This window comes from Streptomyces sp. NPDC046887, from assembly GCF_040644755.1.
Taxonomy (GTDB): Bacteria; Actinomycetota; Actinomycetes; order Streptomycetales; family Streptomycetaceae; genus Streptomyces; species Streptomyces lichenis.
In genome coordinates, this window is sequence record NZ_JBEYXH010000004.1 from 213,375 (window position 1) to 228,672 (window position 15,298).

14 protein-coding genes and 1 riboswitch are annotated in these 15,298 nt (G+C 73.0%); of the genes, 1 reads left to right on the forward strand and 13 read right to left on the reverse strand.

Annotated features, from left to right (window positions below; translation table 11 throughout):
• Positions 1 to 112 precede the first annotated feature (112 nt).
• Positions 113 to 1,018 carry a LysM peptidoglycan-binding domain-containing M23 family metallopeptidase gene (locus tag ABZ945_RS06940; RefSeq protein WP_361265094.1) on the reverse strand — a complete coding sequence of 302 codons (906 nt, stop codon included), beginning with the start codon at positions 1,016 to 1,018 and terminating at the stop codon, positions 113 to 115.
• 3 nt (positions 1,019 to 1,021) lie between these two features.
• A riboswitch (cyclic di-AMP (ydaO/yuaA leader) is annotated at positions 1,022 to 1,176 on the reverse strand.
• Between the two features lie 580 nt (positions 1,177 to 1,756).
• Here ABZ945_RS06940 and ABZ945_RS06945 point away from each other — a divergent pair.
• On the forward strand, positions 1,757 to 2,590 hold the full coding sequence (locus tag ABZ945_RS06945) for a tyrosine-protein phosphatase (protein ID WP_361265097.1): 834 nt from the start codon (positions 1,757 to 1,759) through the stop codon (positions 2,588 to 2,590).
• Positions 2,591 to 2,596: 6 nt separating this feature from the next.
• Here ABZ945_RS06945 and ABZ945_RS06950 read toward each other — a convergent pair whose 3' ends face one another.
• The 12 genes from ABZ945_RS06950 to ABZ945_RS07005 all read right to left on the reverse strand — a co-directional run bounded on the left by ABZ945_RS06950 (position 2,597) and on the right by ABZ945_RS07005 (position 15,253).
• Positions 2,597 to 2,806: a DUF6126 family protein gene (locus tag ABZ945_RS06950; RefSeq protein ID WP_361265100.1), complete on the reverse strand. Its 210-nt coding sequence runs from the start codon at positions 2,804 to 2,806 to the stop codon at positions 2,597 to 2,599.
• Positions 2,807 to 2,836: 30 nt separating this feature from the next.
• Positions 2,837 to 3,466, reverse strand: coding sequence for an XRE family transcriptional regulator (locus ABZ945_RS06955; protein WP_361265103.1), 630 nt, complete (start codon positions 3,464 to 3,466; stop codon positions 2,837 to 2,839).
• A gap of 73 nt (positions 3,467 to 3,539) precedes the next feature.
• Entirely contained in the window at positions 3,540 to 4,922 is a 1,383-nt protein-coding gene (locus ABZ945_RS06960; protein ID WP_361265291.1) for an aspartate aminotransferase family protein, read from the reverse strand.
• Between the two features lie 8 nt (positions 4,923 to 4,930).
• Positions 4,931 to 5,947: an adenosyl-hopene transferase HpnH gene (hpnH, locus tag ABZ945_RS06965; RefSeq protein WP_361265106.1), complete on the reverse strand. Its 1,017-nt coding sequence runs from the start codon at positions 5,945 to 5,947 to the stop codon at positions 4,931 to 4,933.
• Between the two features lie 5 nt (positions 5,948 to 5,952).
• On the reverse strand, positions 5,953 to 6,624 hold the full coding sequence (locus ABZ945_RS06970; protein ID WP_361265109.1) for a 1-hydroxy-2-methyl-2-butenyl 4-diphosphate reductase: 672 nt from the start codon (positions 6,622 to 6,624) through the stop codon (positions 5,953 to 5,955).
• Positions 6,621 to 8,630 carry a squalene--hopene cyclase gene (gene shc, locus ABZ945_RS06975; protein ID WP_361265111.1) on the reverse strand — a complete coding sequence of 670 codons (2,010 nt, stop codon included), beginning with the start codon at positions 8,628 to 8,630 and terminating at the stop codon, positions 6,621 to 6,623. Before shc ends, ABZ945_RS06970 begins: the two co-directional genes overlap by 4 nt.
• Positions 8,631 to 8,788: 158 nt before the next feature.
• Positions 8,789 to 9,889 carry a polyprenyl synthetase family protein gene (locus tag ABZ945_RS06980; RefSeq protein ID WP_361265114.1) on the reverse strand — a complete coding sequence of 367 codons (1,101 nt, stop codon included), beginning with the start codon at positions 9,887 to 9,889 and terminating at the stop codon, positions 8,789 to 8,791.
• Positions 9,886 to 11,319, reverse strand: coding sequence for a hydroxysqualene dehydroxylase HpnE (gene hpnE / locus ABZ945_RS06985; protein WP_361265116.1), 1,434 nt, complete (start codon positions 11,317 to 11,319; stop codon positions 9,886 to 9,888). Before hpnE ends, ABZ945_RS06980 begins: the two co-directional genes overlap by 4 nt.
• Positions 11,320 to 11,398: 79 nt before the next feature.
• Positions 11,399 to 12,340 carry a presqualene diphosphate synthase HpnD gene (hpnD, locus tag ABZ945_RS06990; protein ID WP_361265119.1) on the reverse strand — a complete coding sequence of 314 codons (942 nt, stop codon included), beginning with the start codon at positions 12,338 to 12,340 and terminating at the stop codon, positions 11,399 to 11,401.
• An 8-nt stretch (positions 12,341 to 12,348) separates the two neighbouring features.
• Entirely contained in the window at positions 12,349 to 13,263 is a 915-nt protein-coding gene (gene hpnC, locus ABZ945_RS06995) for a squalene synthase HpnC (RefSeq protein WP_361265122.1), read from the reverse strand.
• A 258-nt stretch (positions 13,264 to 13,521) separates the two neighbouring features.
• Positions 13,522 to 14,331 (reverse strand): ABC transporter ATP-binding protein, encoded by an 810-nt coding sequence (locus ABZ945_RS07000; RefSeq protein ID WP_361265125.1) that lies wholly within the window; start codon positions 14,329 to 14,331, stop codon positions 13,522 to 13,524.
• Positions 14,324 to 15,253 (reverse strand): ABC transporter permease, encoded by a 930-nt coding sequence (locus ABZ945_RS07005; RefSeq protein WP_361265128.1) that lies wholly within the window; start codon positions 15,251 to 15,253, stop codon positions 14,324 to 14,326. Before ABZ945_RS07005 ends, ABZ945_RS07000 begins: the two co-directional genes overlap by 8 nt.
• Positions 15,254 to 15,298 lie beyond the last annotated feature (45 nt).

Consider the following 15,298-nt stretch of genomic DNA (forward strand, 5'->3'; position numbering starts at 1 on the left):
GGTGCGGAAAAACGGGGCGGAATTGCGGGGGGGGTGGAGGCAGTGGACGCGCCTCCGCCCGGCACCGTGTGCGGGTGCCGGGCGGAGGCGGCGGCGGAGAGGCCGAGAGGGATCAGATGCCGACGCCGTGGCTGCGGAGGTAGGCCAGCGGGTCGATGTCCGAGCCGTAGCTGGGGCTGGTGCGGATCTCGAAGTGCAGGTGCGGGCCGGTGACGTTGCCGGTGGCGCCCGACAGGCCGATCTGCTGGCCGGCGCTCACGGTCTGGCCGGCGGACACCCCGAGGGAGGAGAGGTGGGCGTACTGCGAGTAGTTGCCGTCCTCGTGCTTGATGACGATCTCGTTGCCGTACGCGCCGCCCGACTGGGCGGAGACCACGGTGCCCGGGCCGACCGCCTTGATCGGGGTGCCGGTGGAGGCGGCGAAGTCGACGCCGGTGTGGTAGCCGGAGGACCACATGGAGCCGGACTGGTGGTACGGGGTGCCGATGCCGCCGTCGACCGGGGCGACGAAGCCCGAGCCGCTGGTCGAGGCGGAGGAGGCGGGCGCCTCGGCGGCAGGGGCCTCGGGCTTGGGGGCCTCGGAGCGGGCGGTGCTCCGGGAGGCGCGGTCCGCGTCGGCCTTCGGCTTGGCCGGAGCCGCCTCGGCTCCACCGGACTTGGCGCCGAGGGTCAGCTTCATGCCCGGGATGATCAGCGCCGGGTCCTCGCCGACGACCTTCCGGTTGTCCTCGTACAGCTTCTGCCAGCCGCCCTTGACGTTCTTGTTGTGGGCGATCTTGGCGAGGTAGTCGCCGGCGACCACGGTGTAGCTGCGGGGCGCGGCCTTCGCGGCGCTGTGCGCGGCCTGCTGCACGGCGGCGGTCTGGGCGGCGGCGGCCGGGGCGCTCTGCTCGGCGGCGTGGGCGCCGCTCGCGGCGAACAGCGGCAGCGCGATGGCGGCGCCACCGGTGCCGGCGGCGACGAAGCCGCGGGTGAGGGTGCTGGACTTGGGACGGCGGTGCTTACCCTTGCCGGGCATGGCGAATCCTCTCCGGCGCCTACGAGGTGAGCTGTCGGGTTCGGACTGGAGATGTCCGGCCGTGTACTGACACGGCTTCACCCCGAGCCGGGCCCCTCCCGGGGTTCGGCGTACTACCTGGGTCCCCCGCTCCTGCCACGCGTGGGTGAGTGTGAATTCCGGGCCGGTGGCAGGATTCGGCGGTCCGGCCGGATTGCCGTGAACTTAAGCGAGCGGAGTCGGCGCGAACAAGCCGCGGCTTTCCGGTGGGTATTCCTAGGGGTGCGAACGGAGCGGAATCGCGGTCACCCTGTGTGGATTACGGATCATGAGTTCCCGTCCCCAGCACGGCAATTGGGAGCCCTTGGCGGGCACGGACCGTCACGGTTATGACGCTGCTCACGCGCTCCGGCCCATTTACCCCACGACCAGGGCAGGTTGGCCCGGAACATAGCCAAACAAGCAATTCGGACAGATGCTCCCAGTCAGGGGCGAGTCGATACGGTCATGTCAGCCCCTGGGGCACCGGAGAACGCACTTCGCACCGACACAACGGGCCTTACGTGCATGGGTGCCGAAACGGACAAAGGGGTCGCCGATCCGGACCGGGGGCTCCCCGGGGCGCCGAGCCCGCGCGCGGCGGGTCCGCGCAGGTCCGGGGTCGTACGGCCCCTCCTGGTACGCCGTGACCGTGCCGTATCGTCGGAGCCGCGACCTCGTCGGCGGCCGGCGCCGACGGCAGACGCGGAGGAGACCTTCGTGACCCAGCAGCTGCCGCAGGCACCGTCCACCGAGCCCGAGCTGACCGGGGTCCGCAACTTCCGGGATGTCGGCGGGCTGCCCACGGTGGACGGCCGGCGGGTGCGGCAGGGCACGCTCTACCGCAGCGGCCACCTCGCACACGCCACCGGGGAGGACGCCGCCTTCCTCGCCACGCTGGGGCTGCACACCGTCTTCGACTTCCGCAACTCCGCCGACCAGAAGCTGGAGGGGCCGGACATCGCGCTGCCGGGCGTGCGGAACGTGAACATCCCGCTCTCCGACCCGGCCGACGGCGCCGAGTTCTGGACCATGGTCCGGGACGGCGACCTCGACCAGCTGCGCGCCATCCTGGACGACGGCAAGGGCGCGAACCGGATGATCGCCTCGTACCGCTCGATCATCACGGACCGCACCGGCGAGCACAGCCGGGTGCTGCACGCCCTCGCCGAGGAGAGCGTGCCGGCGCTGATGCACTGCGCCGCCGGCAAGGACCGGGCCGGGCTGTCGGTCGCGGTCACCCTGCTCGCCCTCGGGGTGGAGCGGGAGGCGATCGAGGAGGACTATCTGAAGTCCAACGAGCCGAGCCGCCGCTACAAGGTGCGCCGCACCGACACCTCGGCGACGGGGATGTCCGCCGAGGTGATGGAGCTGCTCAACCCGCTGTTCGAGGCCCGGATCGAGTATCTGCGGACGGCCTTCGACACCATCGAGGCCACCTGGGGCACCACCGACCGCTATCTGGCCGAGGGCCTGCGCCTGGCCCCGGAGACCCGGGAGCGGCTGCGGGAGCGGCTGCTCGACGACTCCGGGGACGGCGTCGAGAGGGTCTGACGGCTGCTACTGGTTCTGGCCGCCGAGCACGAAGAGCAGATAGAGGAAGGCCGCGAAGAGGTGGCCGGCGATGAGGTAGGCGAAGAGCCGGACCAGGATGCCGGTCGGGAAGCGCCGCTCCTCGCGGTCCGCCCGGCTGTCCTTTCCCGCCCGCCCGGGCGCCGGGGCGGGGGTCCCCGAGGTCTCGCCGCGGTCCGCGGCCGGTTCCTGGATCATGGTGGATCGCTCCTCTCGGCGCCGGGCCGCTCAGCGGGCCCGGACGGTGCCGCCGCCGAGGCACAGCTCGGCGGCGGGGCTCTGCATCAGGGTGTGGACGAACAGCAGCTCCGCCCCGCCGGCGGTGGCCGCGGCGATACGGTGCGGGGTCAGCGAGTCGAAGTGGGCGGAGTCACCCGGGTCCAGGACGTGCGCCGTCTCGCCCAGGGTGAGCCGGACCCGGCCGCCGAGGACGTACAGCCACTCCTCGCCGGGGTGCACCCGCACCAGGTCGGCCGGGGTCGCGTACGGGACCTCCACCCGCAGCGCCTGCATGGCGCGGCCCCGGGCGCCGGCCCGGCGGTAGATCCAGCCGTCGGCCTCGGTCGGCTCGGCCCGGTCGCCCCGCAGCACCGGGTCGCGCTCCGGGGCGCTCTCCCCCAGCAGCTCCGAGACGGTCGTACCGTAGATGCGGGCGAGCCCGAGCAGCATCGGCAGCGAGGGCTGGCGGCGGCCGGTCTCCAGCCGGGAGAGATGGGCGGGTGAGAGCCCGGCCCGCCGGGCGGCGGCCTCCAGGGTGAGTCCCCGGCGCCGGCGCAGCGCCCTCAGCTGGGGCGCCACATCCGGCAGCGCCGGGTCGGACTCGTCGGAAAGGCCGGGCGGATCGGCCGGGGTGCTCATGGCACCATTGCGCCACCGTCTTCCCTCTGAGGCAAATTTCTTACCTCAGAGGCAATACGCAGCGAAGGCAGGCTCAGCGCTGGGCCACGGCCTGCTTGACCAGGGTGCGGCCGAAGTCCCACATCAGCCCGCCGCCGCTGTGCGCCTCGTCCATCACCGAGGTGAACGCGGAGACGAACCGCTCCACCTCCCGCTCACCGATGATCAGCGGCGGGATCAGTTTGATCACCTCCAGCCGGTCGCCGGAGACCTGGGTGAGGATGCGGTGGCGCTGGAGCAGCGGGACCACCACCATCTGGGCGAAGAGCCCCTTGCGGGCGGCCTGGAGCATGGTCCAGCGGCCGCGCAGCCCCAGGGAGGACGGGCGGCCGAACTCGATGCCGATCATCAGTCCGCGCCCGCGCACCTGGTGCAGCAGCTCGTAGCGGTCGGCCAGCGCGGCCAGCCGGTTCTTCAGATCCTCGCCGGTGCGCCGGGCGTTGGCGACGATCTGCTCGTCCTCCAGTACGGCGAGCACGGCCAGACCGGCGGCCATGGCTTGGGCGTTGGAGCCGAAGCTCGCCGAGTGGACCACCACCCGGTCCATGGAGGAGAAGACCTTCTTGAAGATCCACTCCTTGCCGAGGGTGGCGCCGACCGGGACATAGCCGCCGGAGAGGGACTTGGCCACGCAGACCAGGTCCGGTTCCACCCCGTCGTCGTGCTGGTAGGCGTAGAAGTCCCCGGTGCGGCCGAGCCCGGTCTGCACCTCGTCGGCGATCAGCACCCCCTTGTGGCGGTGCAGCAGCTCCTGGGCGGCGCGCAGATAGCCGGGCGGGGCCTCGTGGACGCCCTTGCCCTGGATCGGCTCCACGATCAGCGCGGCCACATCGCCCTTGCGCAGCTCGCGCTCCAGCGCGTCCAGGTCGCCGAGCGGGACGGCCGTGTCCGGCAGCAGCGGGGCGAAGCCGTCCCGGAAGCAGTGCTCGCCGTTGACCGAGAGGGAGCCCGCGGTCAGCCCGTGGAAGGCGTGCGCGCAGTACAGCACGCGCGGCCGGCCGGTGGCGTAGCGGGCGAACTTCAGCGCGGTCTCCACCGCCTCGGTGCCGCTGTTGGAGAAGAAGACCCGCGTCAGATGGGGCGAGTGGACGAGCAGCCGCTCGGCGAGCAGTCCGGGCAGCGGCGGGGCGTCGAAGCGGGTGAGGTCGGCGAGCTGGGCGTCGAGCACATCGTGCAGCGCCTGCCGGACCACCGGGTGGTGCCGGCCCAGGCCCATCACCCCGAAGCCGGAGAGCATGTCCAGGTAGTCGTCACCGTCGGCGTCGTAGAAGTAGGCGCCCTCGGCCCGCTCGTAGAACCTGTCGAAGCCGATGGTGCGCAGCATCCGCGGCAGCTGCGGGTTGATGTGGCGGCCGTGCAGCTCGTAGCGCTCACCGCCGCGCGCGGCGAGCAGCGCCGTCAGATCGAAGGTGCCCACGCGGGTGCTCACTTGGCCGAGGCGGAGGCACGGGCCGCCCGCAGCGACTCCTTCAGCGAGCCCATGGTGGCGAGCACGGCGGTGGGTTCGTAGCCGCAGTGCGCCATGCAGTTGGCGCAGCGCGGGTCCTTGCCGCGGCCGTACTTCTCCCAGTCGGTCTCCTCGATGAGCTGGCGGTAGGTGGGGACATAGCCGTCGGCCATCAGATAGCAGGGCCGCTGCCAGCCGAACAGCGAGTAGTTGGGGATCGCCCAGGCGGTGCAGGGGAAGTCGGCCTTGCCCTCCAGGAAGTCCAGGAAGAGCGGCGAGTGGTTGAGCCGCCAGCGGCCCCGGTTGCCGCCGGAGAACGCCTTGCGGAACAGCTCGCGGGTCTGCTCCACGCCGAGGAAGTGCTCCTGGTCGGGGGCCTTCTCGTAGGCGTAGGCGGGCGAGATCATCATCTCGTCCACCTTGAGGTCGTCGTTGAGGTAGTTGAGCACCTCGATCACGGTCTGCGGGGTGTCGGTGTTGAAGAAGGTGGAGTTGGTGGTCACCCGGAAGCCGCGCCGCTTGGCCTCCTTGATCGCCTCCACTGCCTCGTCGAACACGCCCTCCTTGGCGACCGACTCGTCGTGCCGCTCGCGCAGCCCGTCGATGTGCACGGCGAAGGCGAAGTACGGGGAGGGGGTGAAGTTCTCGATCTTCTTGCGCAGCAGCAGGGCGTTGGTGCAGAGGAAGACGTACTTCTTCTTCTCCACCAGCTGCCGGGCGATCTCGTGGATCTGCGGGTGCATCAGCGGTTCTCCGCCGGCGATGGAGACCATCGGGGCGCCGGACTCCAGCACCGCGCCGACCGCCTGGGCGACCGGCATGCGCTGCTTGAGCACCCCTGCCGGGTGCTGGATCTTGCCGCAGCCCTCGCATTTGAGGTTGCACGCGTACAGCGGCTCCAGCTCCACGATGAGCGGGAACTTCTCCCGCCTGCGGAGCTTCTGTTCGAAGAGATACGTCCCGACCCTGATGGTCTGGCGGAGCGGCATGGCCATCTGGCTCACCTCCGGGGGAGCAGCGAGAAACGGTGCCATTCGAGGAACGCGGGCATGACCGAGCGGAGCACGCGAAAGGCCGATATTCCCCCGGTGACCGTGCCGATCCGCACCAGTTCGTGCTCGGGGGCGTCCACGACCACCCGGACGGCGGCAACCGGCCGCGGTCCGGTGGCGAGCGCGGCCCGCAGGGTGGCGGCGGACTCCATGTCGACGGCGAGGGCGCCGCGGGCTCGCAGCAGCGCGCGTTCCTGGCCGCGGACGACGTGGTCGGAGCCGATCAGCGGGCCGGTGTGCACGCTGCGGCCGGGGGCGGCCCGCTCCAGGGCGGCGACCAGGGCCTCCGTACCGACACAGCGGGTGCTCCCCTCGGGGCCGCGGGTCTCCTCGGCGACCACCAGGTCCCCGGGGTGCATCCCGGGCCGCAGCCCGGCGCAGAAGCCGGAGGCCAGCACCGCGGCGCCGGCCAGCGCCGGGTCGCCGAGCGCCCCGGACACCGCGCGCCGGGCGTTGTCGGGCCCCATGCCGGTACGGAGCACGGTGTACGGGCCCGGGGCGGCCGCGCCGGGCCGGCGGGCGCTGCGCAGGGCGAGCTGCTCGATGCCCAGGGCGCAGGCGACCAGCAGCGGCGCGGGCGCCGGCGGCTCCCCCGTGCCGGACGGCGGGGCTGCCGTCACCGGCGGGCCCCGGCGGCCTCGGCCCGTACGGGTGCGGAGAGGTGGACCGGGCGCGGCTCGCCGTGCACATAGCGGCCGAGCGCGGTGAGCGGGAACACCTGCCGGTACAGGTGGTAGTTGATGGAGAAGTCCCAGGGGAAGCCGGTGCCGGTGAAGTACGGCTCGTCCCAGGAGCCGTCCTCCCGCTGGGACGTCACCAGCCAGCGCACCCCGCGCCCGGCGGCCTCGGAGTCCCGCCCCCCGGCGGAGAGCAGGGCGAGCAGCGCCCAGCCGGTCTGGGAGGCGGTGGAGGCGCCCCGGCCGACCCAGCGGGGCTCGCGGTAGGAGCGCAGGTCCTCGCCCCAGCCGCCGTCCTCGTTCTGCACCGAGGCCAGCCAGTCGACGGCGCGGCGGATCGCCGGGTGGCTGCCGGGCAGTCCGGCGGCGACCAGGGCGGGGACGACCGCGCCGGTGCCGTAGACATGGTTGACGCCCCAGCGGCCGAACCAGGAGCCGTCCTCCTCCTGGTGCTCCAGCAGCCAGTCGACGCCGCGCCGGGTGCGCGGGTGGCGGGCCTTGCCCTCCCAGGCGAGCATCTCCACCACATGGGCGGTGACATCGGCGGACGGCGGGTCGATCACCTCGCCGAAGTCGCAGAACGGCAGCCGGTTGGGGAAGGGGCTGGTGTTGTCGGCGTCGAAGGCGCCCCAGCCGCCGTCCCCGCACTGCATCCCGGCGGTCCAGCGGGCGCCGCGCCGCACGGCTGCCTCGATCTGGGCGGGGTCGGGGTGCTTCACCCGGCGCAGCGCGAGCAGCACCTCGGCGGTGTCGTCGATGTCCGGGTAGTTGTCGTTGTGGAACTCGAACGCCCAACCGCCGGGGGTGAGTTCGGGGCGGCGTACGGCCCAGTCGCCGGGGCGGACGATCTCCTCGCCGAGCATCCAGTCGGCCGCCCGGACCAGCGCGGGGTGGTCGGCGGGCACCCCGGCGTCGGCGAGCGCGATCACCGCGAGGCAGGTGTCCCAGACCGGCGACTGGCAGGCCTCGATCATCCGGGCGCCGTCCTCGCGGACCACGGCGAACCGGTCCAGGGACGCAAGGCCGGCCCGCATCACCGGGTGGCCGAGGTCGTAGCCGAGCAGGTGCAGGGCGATCAGCGAGTAGACGGCCGGCGGCTGGATGCCGCCCCAGCAGCCGTCGTTCTCCTGCCGCTCGATGATCCAGCGGGCGGCCGAGCGCAGGGCGGCGCGGCGGAGCGTCTTCGGCGCGATCCGCCGGTAGGCGCGTACCGCCTTGTCGATCCGCTGGAAGGCGCCGTCCCAGCTGGCGAGCGGGGCGAGCGGCCGGGGCGGGTTGGGGCAGCGGGGGTCGGTGTGCAGCTCGTCCAGGGTGAACGGGCCGGGCCGCACCGGCCGCTTGGCGAGCACCACGCTCATCGGCACGATGGTCTGCCGGGCCCAGCAGCCGAAGTCGTGGATGTTCAGCGGGAACCAGGACGGCAGGAAGATGATCTCGGGCGGGAGTTCGGGCAGGTCCTCCCAGCGCCACCAGCCGAACAGGGCCAGCCAGATCCGGGTGAAGACCCGGGCGGCGGCGATCCCGCCGTGCCGTCTGACCCAGTCGGCGGCCCGCTCCATGTGCGGCTCGTCGGGCAGGTCCCCGGCCAGCCGCAGCGCGACGTACGCCTCGACGGTGGCGGACAGCTCGCCGGGACCGCCGTAGAAGGTGGCCCAGGTGCCGTCCTCGCGCTGCTCACCGCGGATGTGCAGGGCGGCGGCGCGCAGGGTGTCCTCGTCCAGGATGCCGAGGAACTGCCGCAGCAGCAGGTCCTCGGCGTCCATGGTGACATTGGTCTCCAGGTCGCCCTTCCACCAGCCCTCGGCGTCCTGGCGGCCGAGCAGATGGGCGACGGAGCGTTCGGCGGCGCGGGCCGCGGACTGCCGTACCTCCTCGGCGGCTCCGGCGGCCGGCTGTGCGGTGGCGGCGGCCACCGGTGCCCCGGTGCTTCCTTCGGTTTTCGCTGTCATGGCTTCCCCTCGGTGCAGTCGGTGTGCTGCTCATACGGGAGGGCCACCGGCCGGTGCGCGGGGGCACCGGCCGGCGACGGCGCGTCATATCAGGAAGGTCGTCATCATCCGAGGAGGGATCCGAAGGGGGCGTCCGGGGCGGTGAACGGGGGTACGGGTCAGCGGCGGCGGACCACCACGAAGTCGGCAAGCGCGGTGAGCTGGTCGCGGACCCGCTGCGGCATCTCGACGCGGTGCAGCGCCTCGATGGCGACGGCGTGCTGGCGGCGGGCCTCCTGGGCGGTCCACTCGCGGCCGCCGGCCTCCTCGATGAGGGCGGCCCGGGTGGCGAACTCCTCCTCGGAGAAGGCGTCGAAGTCGGGGCTCTTGGCGTCGGCGGCGAGCAGTTCGCCGAGCTTCTCGGAGGCGGGCCCGCCGGCCGCGAGGGCGGCGACCACCGGCAGCGACTTCTTGCGCTGGCGCAGGTCGCTCCAGGTCTGCTTGCCGGTGGACTCCGGGTCGCCCCAGATGCCCAGCAGGTCGTCCACGGCCTGGAAGGCGAGGCCCAGGTGGTAGCCGTAGGCCTCCAGGGTGTCGGCGGTGCGCTCGTCGGCGCCGCCGAGGACCGCGCCGATGGAGCAGGCACAGGCCAGCAGGGCGCCGGTCTTGTTGCCCTCCATGGCCAGGCACTCCTCGACGGTGACCCGCTCGCGGTGCTCGTAGGAGATGTCCTGGGCCTGGCCGTCGATCAGCTTGCGGCTGGCGGCGGTGAGCCGGCGGGTGGCGCGGCCGGCCTCCACGGTGCCCAGCTCCAGCAAAAGCTCGTTGGCGAGGGCGAACAGGGCGTCGCCGACCAGGATGGCCTGCGCCGGGCCGTGCACCTTCCACACCGTGTCGCGGTGGCGGCGCTGCTCGTCGCCGTCCATCAGGTCGTCGTGGAGCAGCGAGAAGTTGTGCACCAGCTCGACCGCGACGGCGCCGGGCACCCCGGTCTCCGGCGGCATCCCGGCGGCCTCGGCGGACAGCAGGGCGAGCGCGGGGCGCACCGCCTTGCCGCCGTCGCCGTCGGCCGGGTTGCCGAGGGCGTCGATCCAGCCGAAGTGGTAGGCGGCCACGGTGTCCATGGGGGGCGCCAGCCGGTCCACGGCCGCCTTGAGGACGGGCGTGGTCAGGGTGCGGCCCCGCTCCAGCAGCGCGGTGACCTCCGCGGTGTCGACGGCCGGGTCGGCCGGGGGCACTGTCGGCACGGTCTCTCCTTGGGTGTGGGTGCTCAGGCTCATGCGGCCTCCTCAAGCGGTCGTACACGGGGGCGGCCGAGGGCCGTGAGAGCGGCGTCGGCGGCGGTGAGGCCGCTGCGGACCGCTCCTTCCATGGTGGCGGGCCAGCCGGTGGCGGTCCACGCGCCCGCCAGCAGCAGGCCGGGGGCGCGGGTGCGGGTGCCGGGCCGCAGCCGGCCGTTGCCGGGGGCGGGGTCGAAGGTCGCGGTGCGCTCCCGGGTGACGAAGAAGTCCCGGACCTGCGCGCCGCGCGCGGCGGGCAGCAGCCGCTCCAGCTCCGGCAGATACCGCTCGCGCAGCTCGGCCACCGGCGCGTCGATCTCCTCCTGCGCCGCGGACTGGGAGAGCGCCAGGTATTGGCCCACCCGTCGCCCGCCACCACCCTTGTGCGAGGGTCCTTCGGGCCCGCCCCTCGACAATCCCGACGCCTCGGTGCGGTCGAAGACCCACTGGACCGGGGAGCCCAGCGCGGTGAAGAAAGGTTGCCGCAGCACCCTGCGGTCGTACAGCACATGGATGTTGAGGATCGGCGCGGTGCCCAGCTCCAGCAGGTCGCCGGGGCGGTCCAGAGCGCCGTCGGGCAGCAGTCCGTGCGCCTCGCGCTGCGGTACGGCCAGCACGACCGTGTCGGCCTCGATCCGCTCGCCGGGGATGTCCACGCTCCAGCCGCCGGGGCCGTTCGGCAGCACGGCGGTGACCTTGGCGCGGGTCTCCACCCGCACCCCGGCGGTGGCCAGCGCCCGGCCGGCCAGGGTGTCGTGCAACTCGCCGAGCGGTACCCGGGCCCAGCCGATGTCGGCGGCGCCGGGCTCGCTCAGCAGCCCGGTGCGGAAGACCATGGCGGCCAGCTGGAGCGAGGCGGCGGGGGCGGGGGCGTTGAGGGTGGCGACGCCGACCAGGTCCCACAGCGCCTCGACGGTACGCGGGGACTGGCCGTGCCGGGCCAGCCAGGAGCCGAAGTCCTGGGCGTCCAGCGCCGGGTCGGCCGGGTCGAGCTTCTTCAGGGCGAGCCCGGCGCGGGCCACCGAGAGCCGCTCGGCGGGCGAGAGGTGCGGATAGCCGGCCAGCCCAGCGGCCAGGTGCAGCGGCACCGGCAGCGCGGTGCGGCGCAGCCGGCCGAGCCGGGGCCCGCGCGGGTGCGCGACGTCCAGCACGGGCACATCCAGCCGGTCCTGGAGCGGGGCGAGGTCCGCGCCGCCGACCCGGTCCAGGAACCAGCGGTACGCGGTGCAGCAGCGCAGATAGACATGCTGGCCGTTGTCGACGGTCAGCTCGCCCCGGCGGAAGGAGAAGGCCAGTCCGCCGAGCCGGGGGCGGCCCTCCAGCAGGGTGACCCGCAGCCCGGAGTCGGCCAGCCGCAGCGCGGCGGCGGTGCCGGCGAGTCCGCCGCCGACCACGACGGCGTGGCGCCGCCGGTCGGTCTGCTCGCTCATACGGGCTCCTGTCGGGTGATCACGGTGGTGGAGGACGCCGGAGCGCGCCGCCTGGTTGCCTCGGGCCGGGCCGGGCGGGTCATCTGCCGCGCCCGGGGTCGCGGGGCCGGGCGACCAACCGGGTGTCCAGTCCGGACAGCCCGCGGACGGCCACGTACGCCTTCTCCCGGCCGGGCAGCGCGACCCGGCCGCGCAGCACCGCCTCCGGCTCGCGCTCGATGCGGTCCAGCAGGCGCCGGTAGATGCCGGCCATCGCGGCCACGCAGGCGCCGCTGCGCCGGTCGAGCATCGGCAGCAGCCGGTAGCCCTCGGCGAACAGGGCGCGGGCGCGCTGCACCTCGTGGTGGACCAGCCCGGCGAAGTCGGCGTCGGCGAGCAGGTGCGGGTCGCGGAAGCCGGCCGAGCAGCCGAACTTGGCAAGGTCCTCGGCGGGCAGGTAGGTGCGCCCCTCCAGGGCGTCCTCGCGCAGGTCGCGCAGGATGTTGGTGAGCTGGAGGGCCAGGCCGAGGGTGTCGGCGTACTCGGGGGCGCGGGCGGCCTCCCGGGCGCCCGGGGCGGTGCCGAAGATGCCCAGCGAGAGCCGGCCGATGGCGCCGGCCACGCAGCGGCAGTAGACCTTCAGCTCGTCCCAGCTCTGGTACGTCTCGCCGCGCACGTCCATCAGCACGCCGTCGATCAGCTCGTCCAGTCCGTCCAGCGGCAGCGGGAAGCGGCGGGCGGTGTCGGCGAGGGCGACGGCCACCGGGTCGGTGTCGTCCGGCTCGACCTCGCCGCGGCGCACCCGGTCCAGCAGGGCGCGGGCGGCCTCCAGGCGCTGCTGCTTGGCGTCGGGGGCGAGCGGGCCGTCGCCGATGTCGTCCACCCGCCGGGAGAAGGCGTACAGGGCGGACATGGCCTGCCGCTTTCCGGCCGGGAGCAGCCGGATGCCGTAGGCGAAGTTGCGGGCCTGTCCGCCGGTGACGGCCTCGCAGTAGCTGTAGGCGGCCGCCACCTGGGGGGAGGCCGGGCTGTGCGCGTCCATGGTCCCGCTCACCCTTCTGTGCGGGCCGCGCGCAGCACGTTGGCGATCTGGCGCAGCAGGTTCGGTCCGGTGGGCCGGGGCGGTCCGGGCAGCACGTCGTAGCCGGCGGCCGTGACGGCGTCGAGCGCGGCGTGCCCGCCGGCGGTGAAGCCGGCCAGCAGCAGCCGGAGCCGGCCGCGGACGCTTCCGACGAGCGGGGCGCCGCCCTCGTCCAGCAGCCGGCGGGCGCGGTCGGCCTCGTAGGCGATCAGCGCGCGGACCGAGGCGCCGGCGGTGGGCCGGGCGAGGTCGTCCTCGCTGACGCAGAAGCGTTTCCTGTCCTGGGCCGGCAGGTAGATCCGGTCGCGTCCGAGGTCCTCGGCGACGTCCTGGAGGTGCTCGGCGATCTGGAGGGCGGTGCAGACGGCGTCGGAGCGGCGGACCCGCTCGGGGGTGGTGGTGCCGGTGACGCCGAGCACCAGGCGGCCGACCGGGTTGGCGGAGAGCTCGCAGTAGGCGAGCAGGTCGTCCCAGGTCTCGTAGCGCCGTACCAGCTGGTCCTGCCGGTTGGCCTCGATCAGTGCGAGGAACGGTTCGGGGGCGAGCCGGTGGCGCCGGACGACCGGCTGGAGGGCGCGCAGCAGCGGGTGGGCGGGGACGCCGTCGAAGACCCGCCGCAGATCGGCCTCGAAGGCGTCGAGTACGGCGAGCCGGTCGTCGGTCTGCTCGGGGGCGACGCCCAGCAGGCGGGCGTCGGCGCCGCCGGGGGCAAGGTCGCCGTCGCCGATGTCGTCCACCAGGCGGGCGTAGCCGTAGATCGCCATCAGGTCCTCGCGCCAGGCGCGGGGCAGGAAGAAGGGCGCCACGGGGAAGTTCTCGTGGGCCGCCTTGTCGAGGGTGGCGCGGGCGGTGGTGCCGGTGGTGCTCCGGCCGCGGTCCGTCATCGCGGGCTGCCCGGCGCGGGGACGGCGGGACTCTTGCGAAGCTGGAGATCAACCGTCAATGCCGTCACGTCTCCCGTTCTACACTGCCAACCCAATACATCTCATTTCGGACACGCCGAACCGGCCCGCGCGGGCGTTTCCACCGGTGGAGCCGGGAAATACCCACACTTGCCGCGAAACGGCACCGGGACAGCCTACGTGTGCACAACGTCCGGGACGGCGTGGGGGTGCCCGGCGCGCCCGGGCACCCGTGAAGACCTACCGGCCGGTCTCCTTCTCGTAGGCCTTCAGCACCTCGTCGGTGGGGCCGTCCATCAGCAGTTCGCCCTTCTCCAGCCAGAGCACCCGGTCGCAGGTGTCGCGGATGGACTTGTTGCTGTGGCTGACCAGGAAGACGGTGCCGGCCTCCTTGCGGAGCTCGCGGATGCGCTCCTCGGAGCGGATCTGGAACTTGCGGTCGCCGGTGGCCAGCGCCTCGTCGATCATCAGCACGTCGTGGTCCTTGGCGGCGGCGATGGCGAAGCGGAGCCGGGCGCCCATGCCGGAGGAGTAGGTGCGCATCGGCAGGGTGATGAAGTCGCCCTTCTCGTTGATGCCGGAGAAGTCGACGATGTCCTGGTAGCGGGCGCGGATCTCCTCGCGGGACATGCCCATGGCCAGCCCGCCGAGGATGACGTTGCGCTCGCCGGTCAGGTCGCCCATCAGCGCCGCGTTGACGCCCAGCAGCGAGGGCTGGCCGTCGGTGTAGACCTTGCCGCTCTCGGTGGGCAGCAGCCCGGCGATGGCCCGCAGCAGGGTGGACTTGCCCGAGCCGTTGGTGCCGATCAGGCCGATGGCCTCGCCGCGGTACGCGGTGAAGGAGACGCCGCGCACGGCGTGCACCTTGCGCACCCCGCGCTCCTCGCCCTTGCCGGGTCGCAGGATGCGGCTGAGCGCGGCGGTGGCGCTGCCCTTGCCGCCGGCGCCGCCGTTGACCCGGTAGACGATGTGCACCTCGTCGGCGATGACGGTGGGCACCCGTGCGGCGTCCGCGCCGGGCCCGGTGGGGTTGTCGATGCGCTCAGCCACGGCCGTACCGCTCCTCCGCCTTCCAGAAGTACACGAACCCGGCGGCGCCGGCGAGGACGGCCCACAGCAGGGCCGCGAACCAGACGTGGTCGGGCAGATTGCTCGCGGTGTAGCCGTCGATCAGCGAGAACCGGATCAGGTCCATGTAGATCGCGGCCGGGTTGTACATGAGGATGTCGGCGATCCAGGCCGGCTTGTCCTTGAGCATGATCGGGATGGAGAACATCACGCCCGAGGCGTACATCCAGGTCCGCATCACGAACGGCATCAGCTGGGCCAGGTCCGGGGTCTTGCTGCCGAGCCGGGCCATGATCAGCGACAGTCCGACGTTGAAGACGAACTGCAGGGCCAGCGTCGGGACGATCAGCAGCCAGCTCCCGGAGGGGTAGCTGCCGAAGGCGATGGCGATGGCGAAGAGCACGATCATCGACACCAGCAGCTGCTGGAGCTGCTGGAGCGCGAAGGAGATCGGCAGCGAGGCGCGCGGGAAGTGCAGGGCCCGCACCAGCCCCAGATTGCCGGCGATCGCCCGGACCCCGGCCATCACCGAGGTCTGGGTGAAGGTGAAGACGAAGACGCCGGTCACCAGGAAGGGGATGTAGACGTCCTTGTCCATGCCGCGCCCGGCGTTCAGGATCAGGCCGAAGATGAGGAAGTAGACCGCCGCGTTGAGCAGCGGGGTGGCCACCTGCCACAGCTGGCCGAGCTTGGCCTGGCTGTACTGGGCGGTGAGCTTGGCCTGCGAGAACGCCAGGATGAAGTGGCGGCGGCCCCACAGCTGCCGCACATAGGCGGCCAGGCTCGGCCGGGCGCCGCTGACCGAGAGTCCGTACTTGGCGGCCAGCTCCGCCCGGGACAGGCCCGCGTCCGGGGATGGCGGGGCGGTCACGGCGACCGCTCCGTCATGGGTCTGCTCACTCATGAGGGAAAACTTTCGTGTTCACGTGCGCGGTGAATCGGGCGCGGG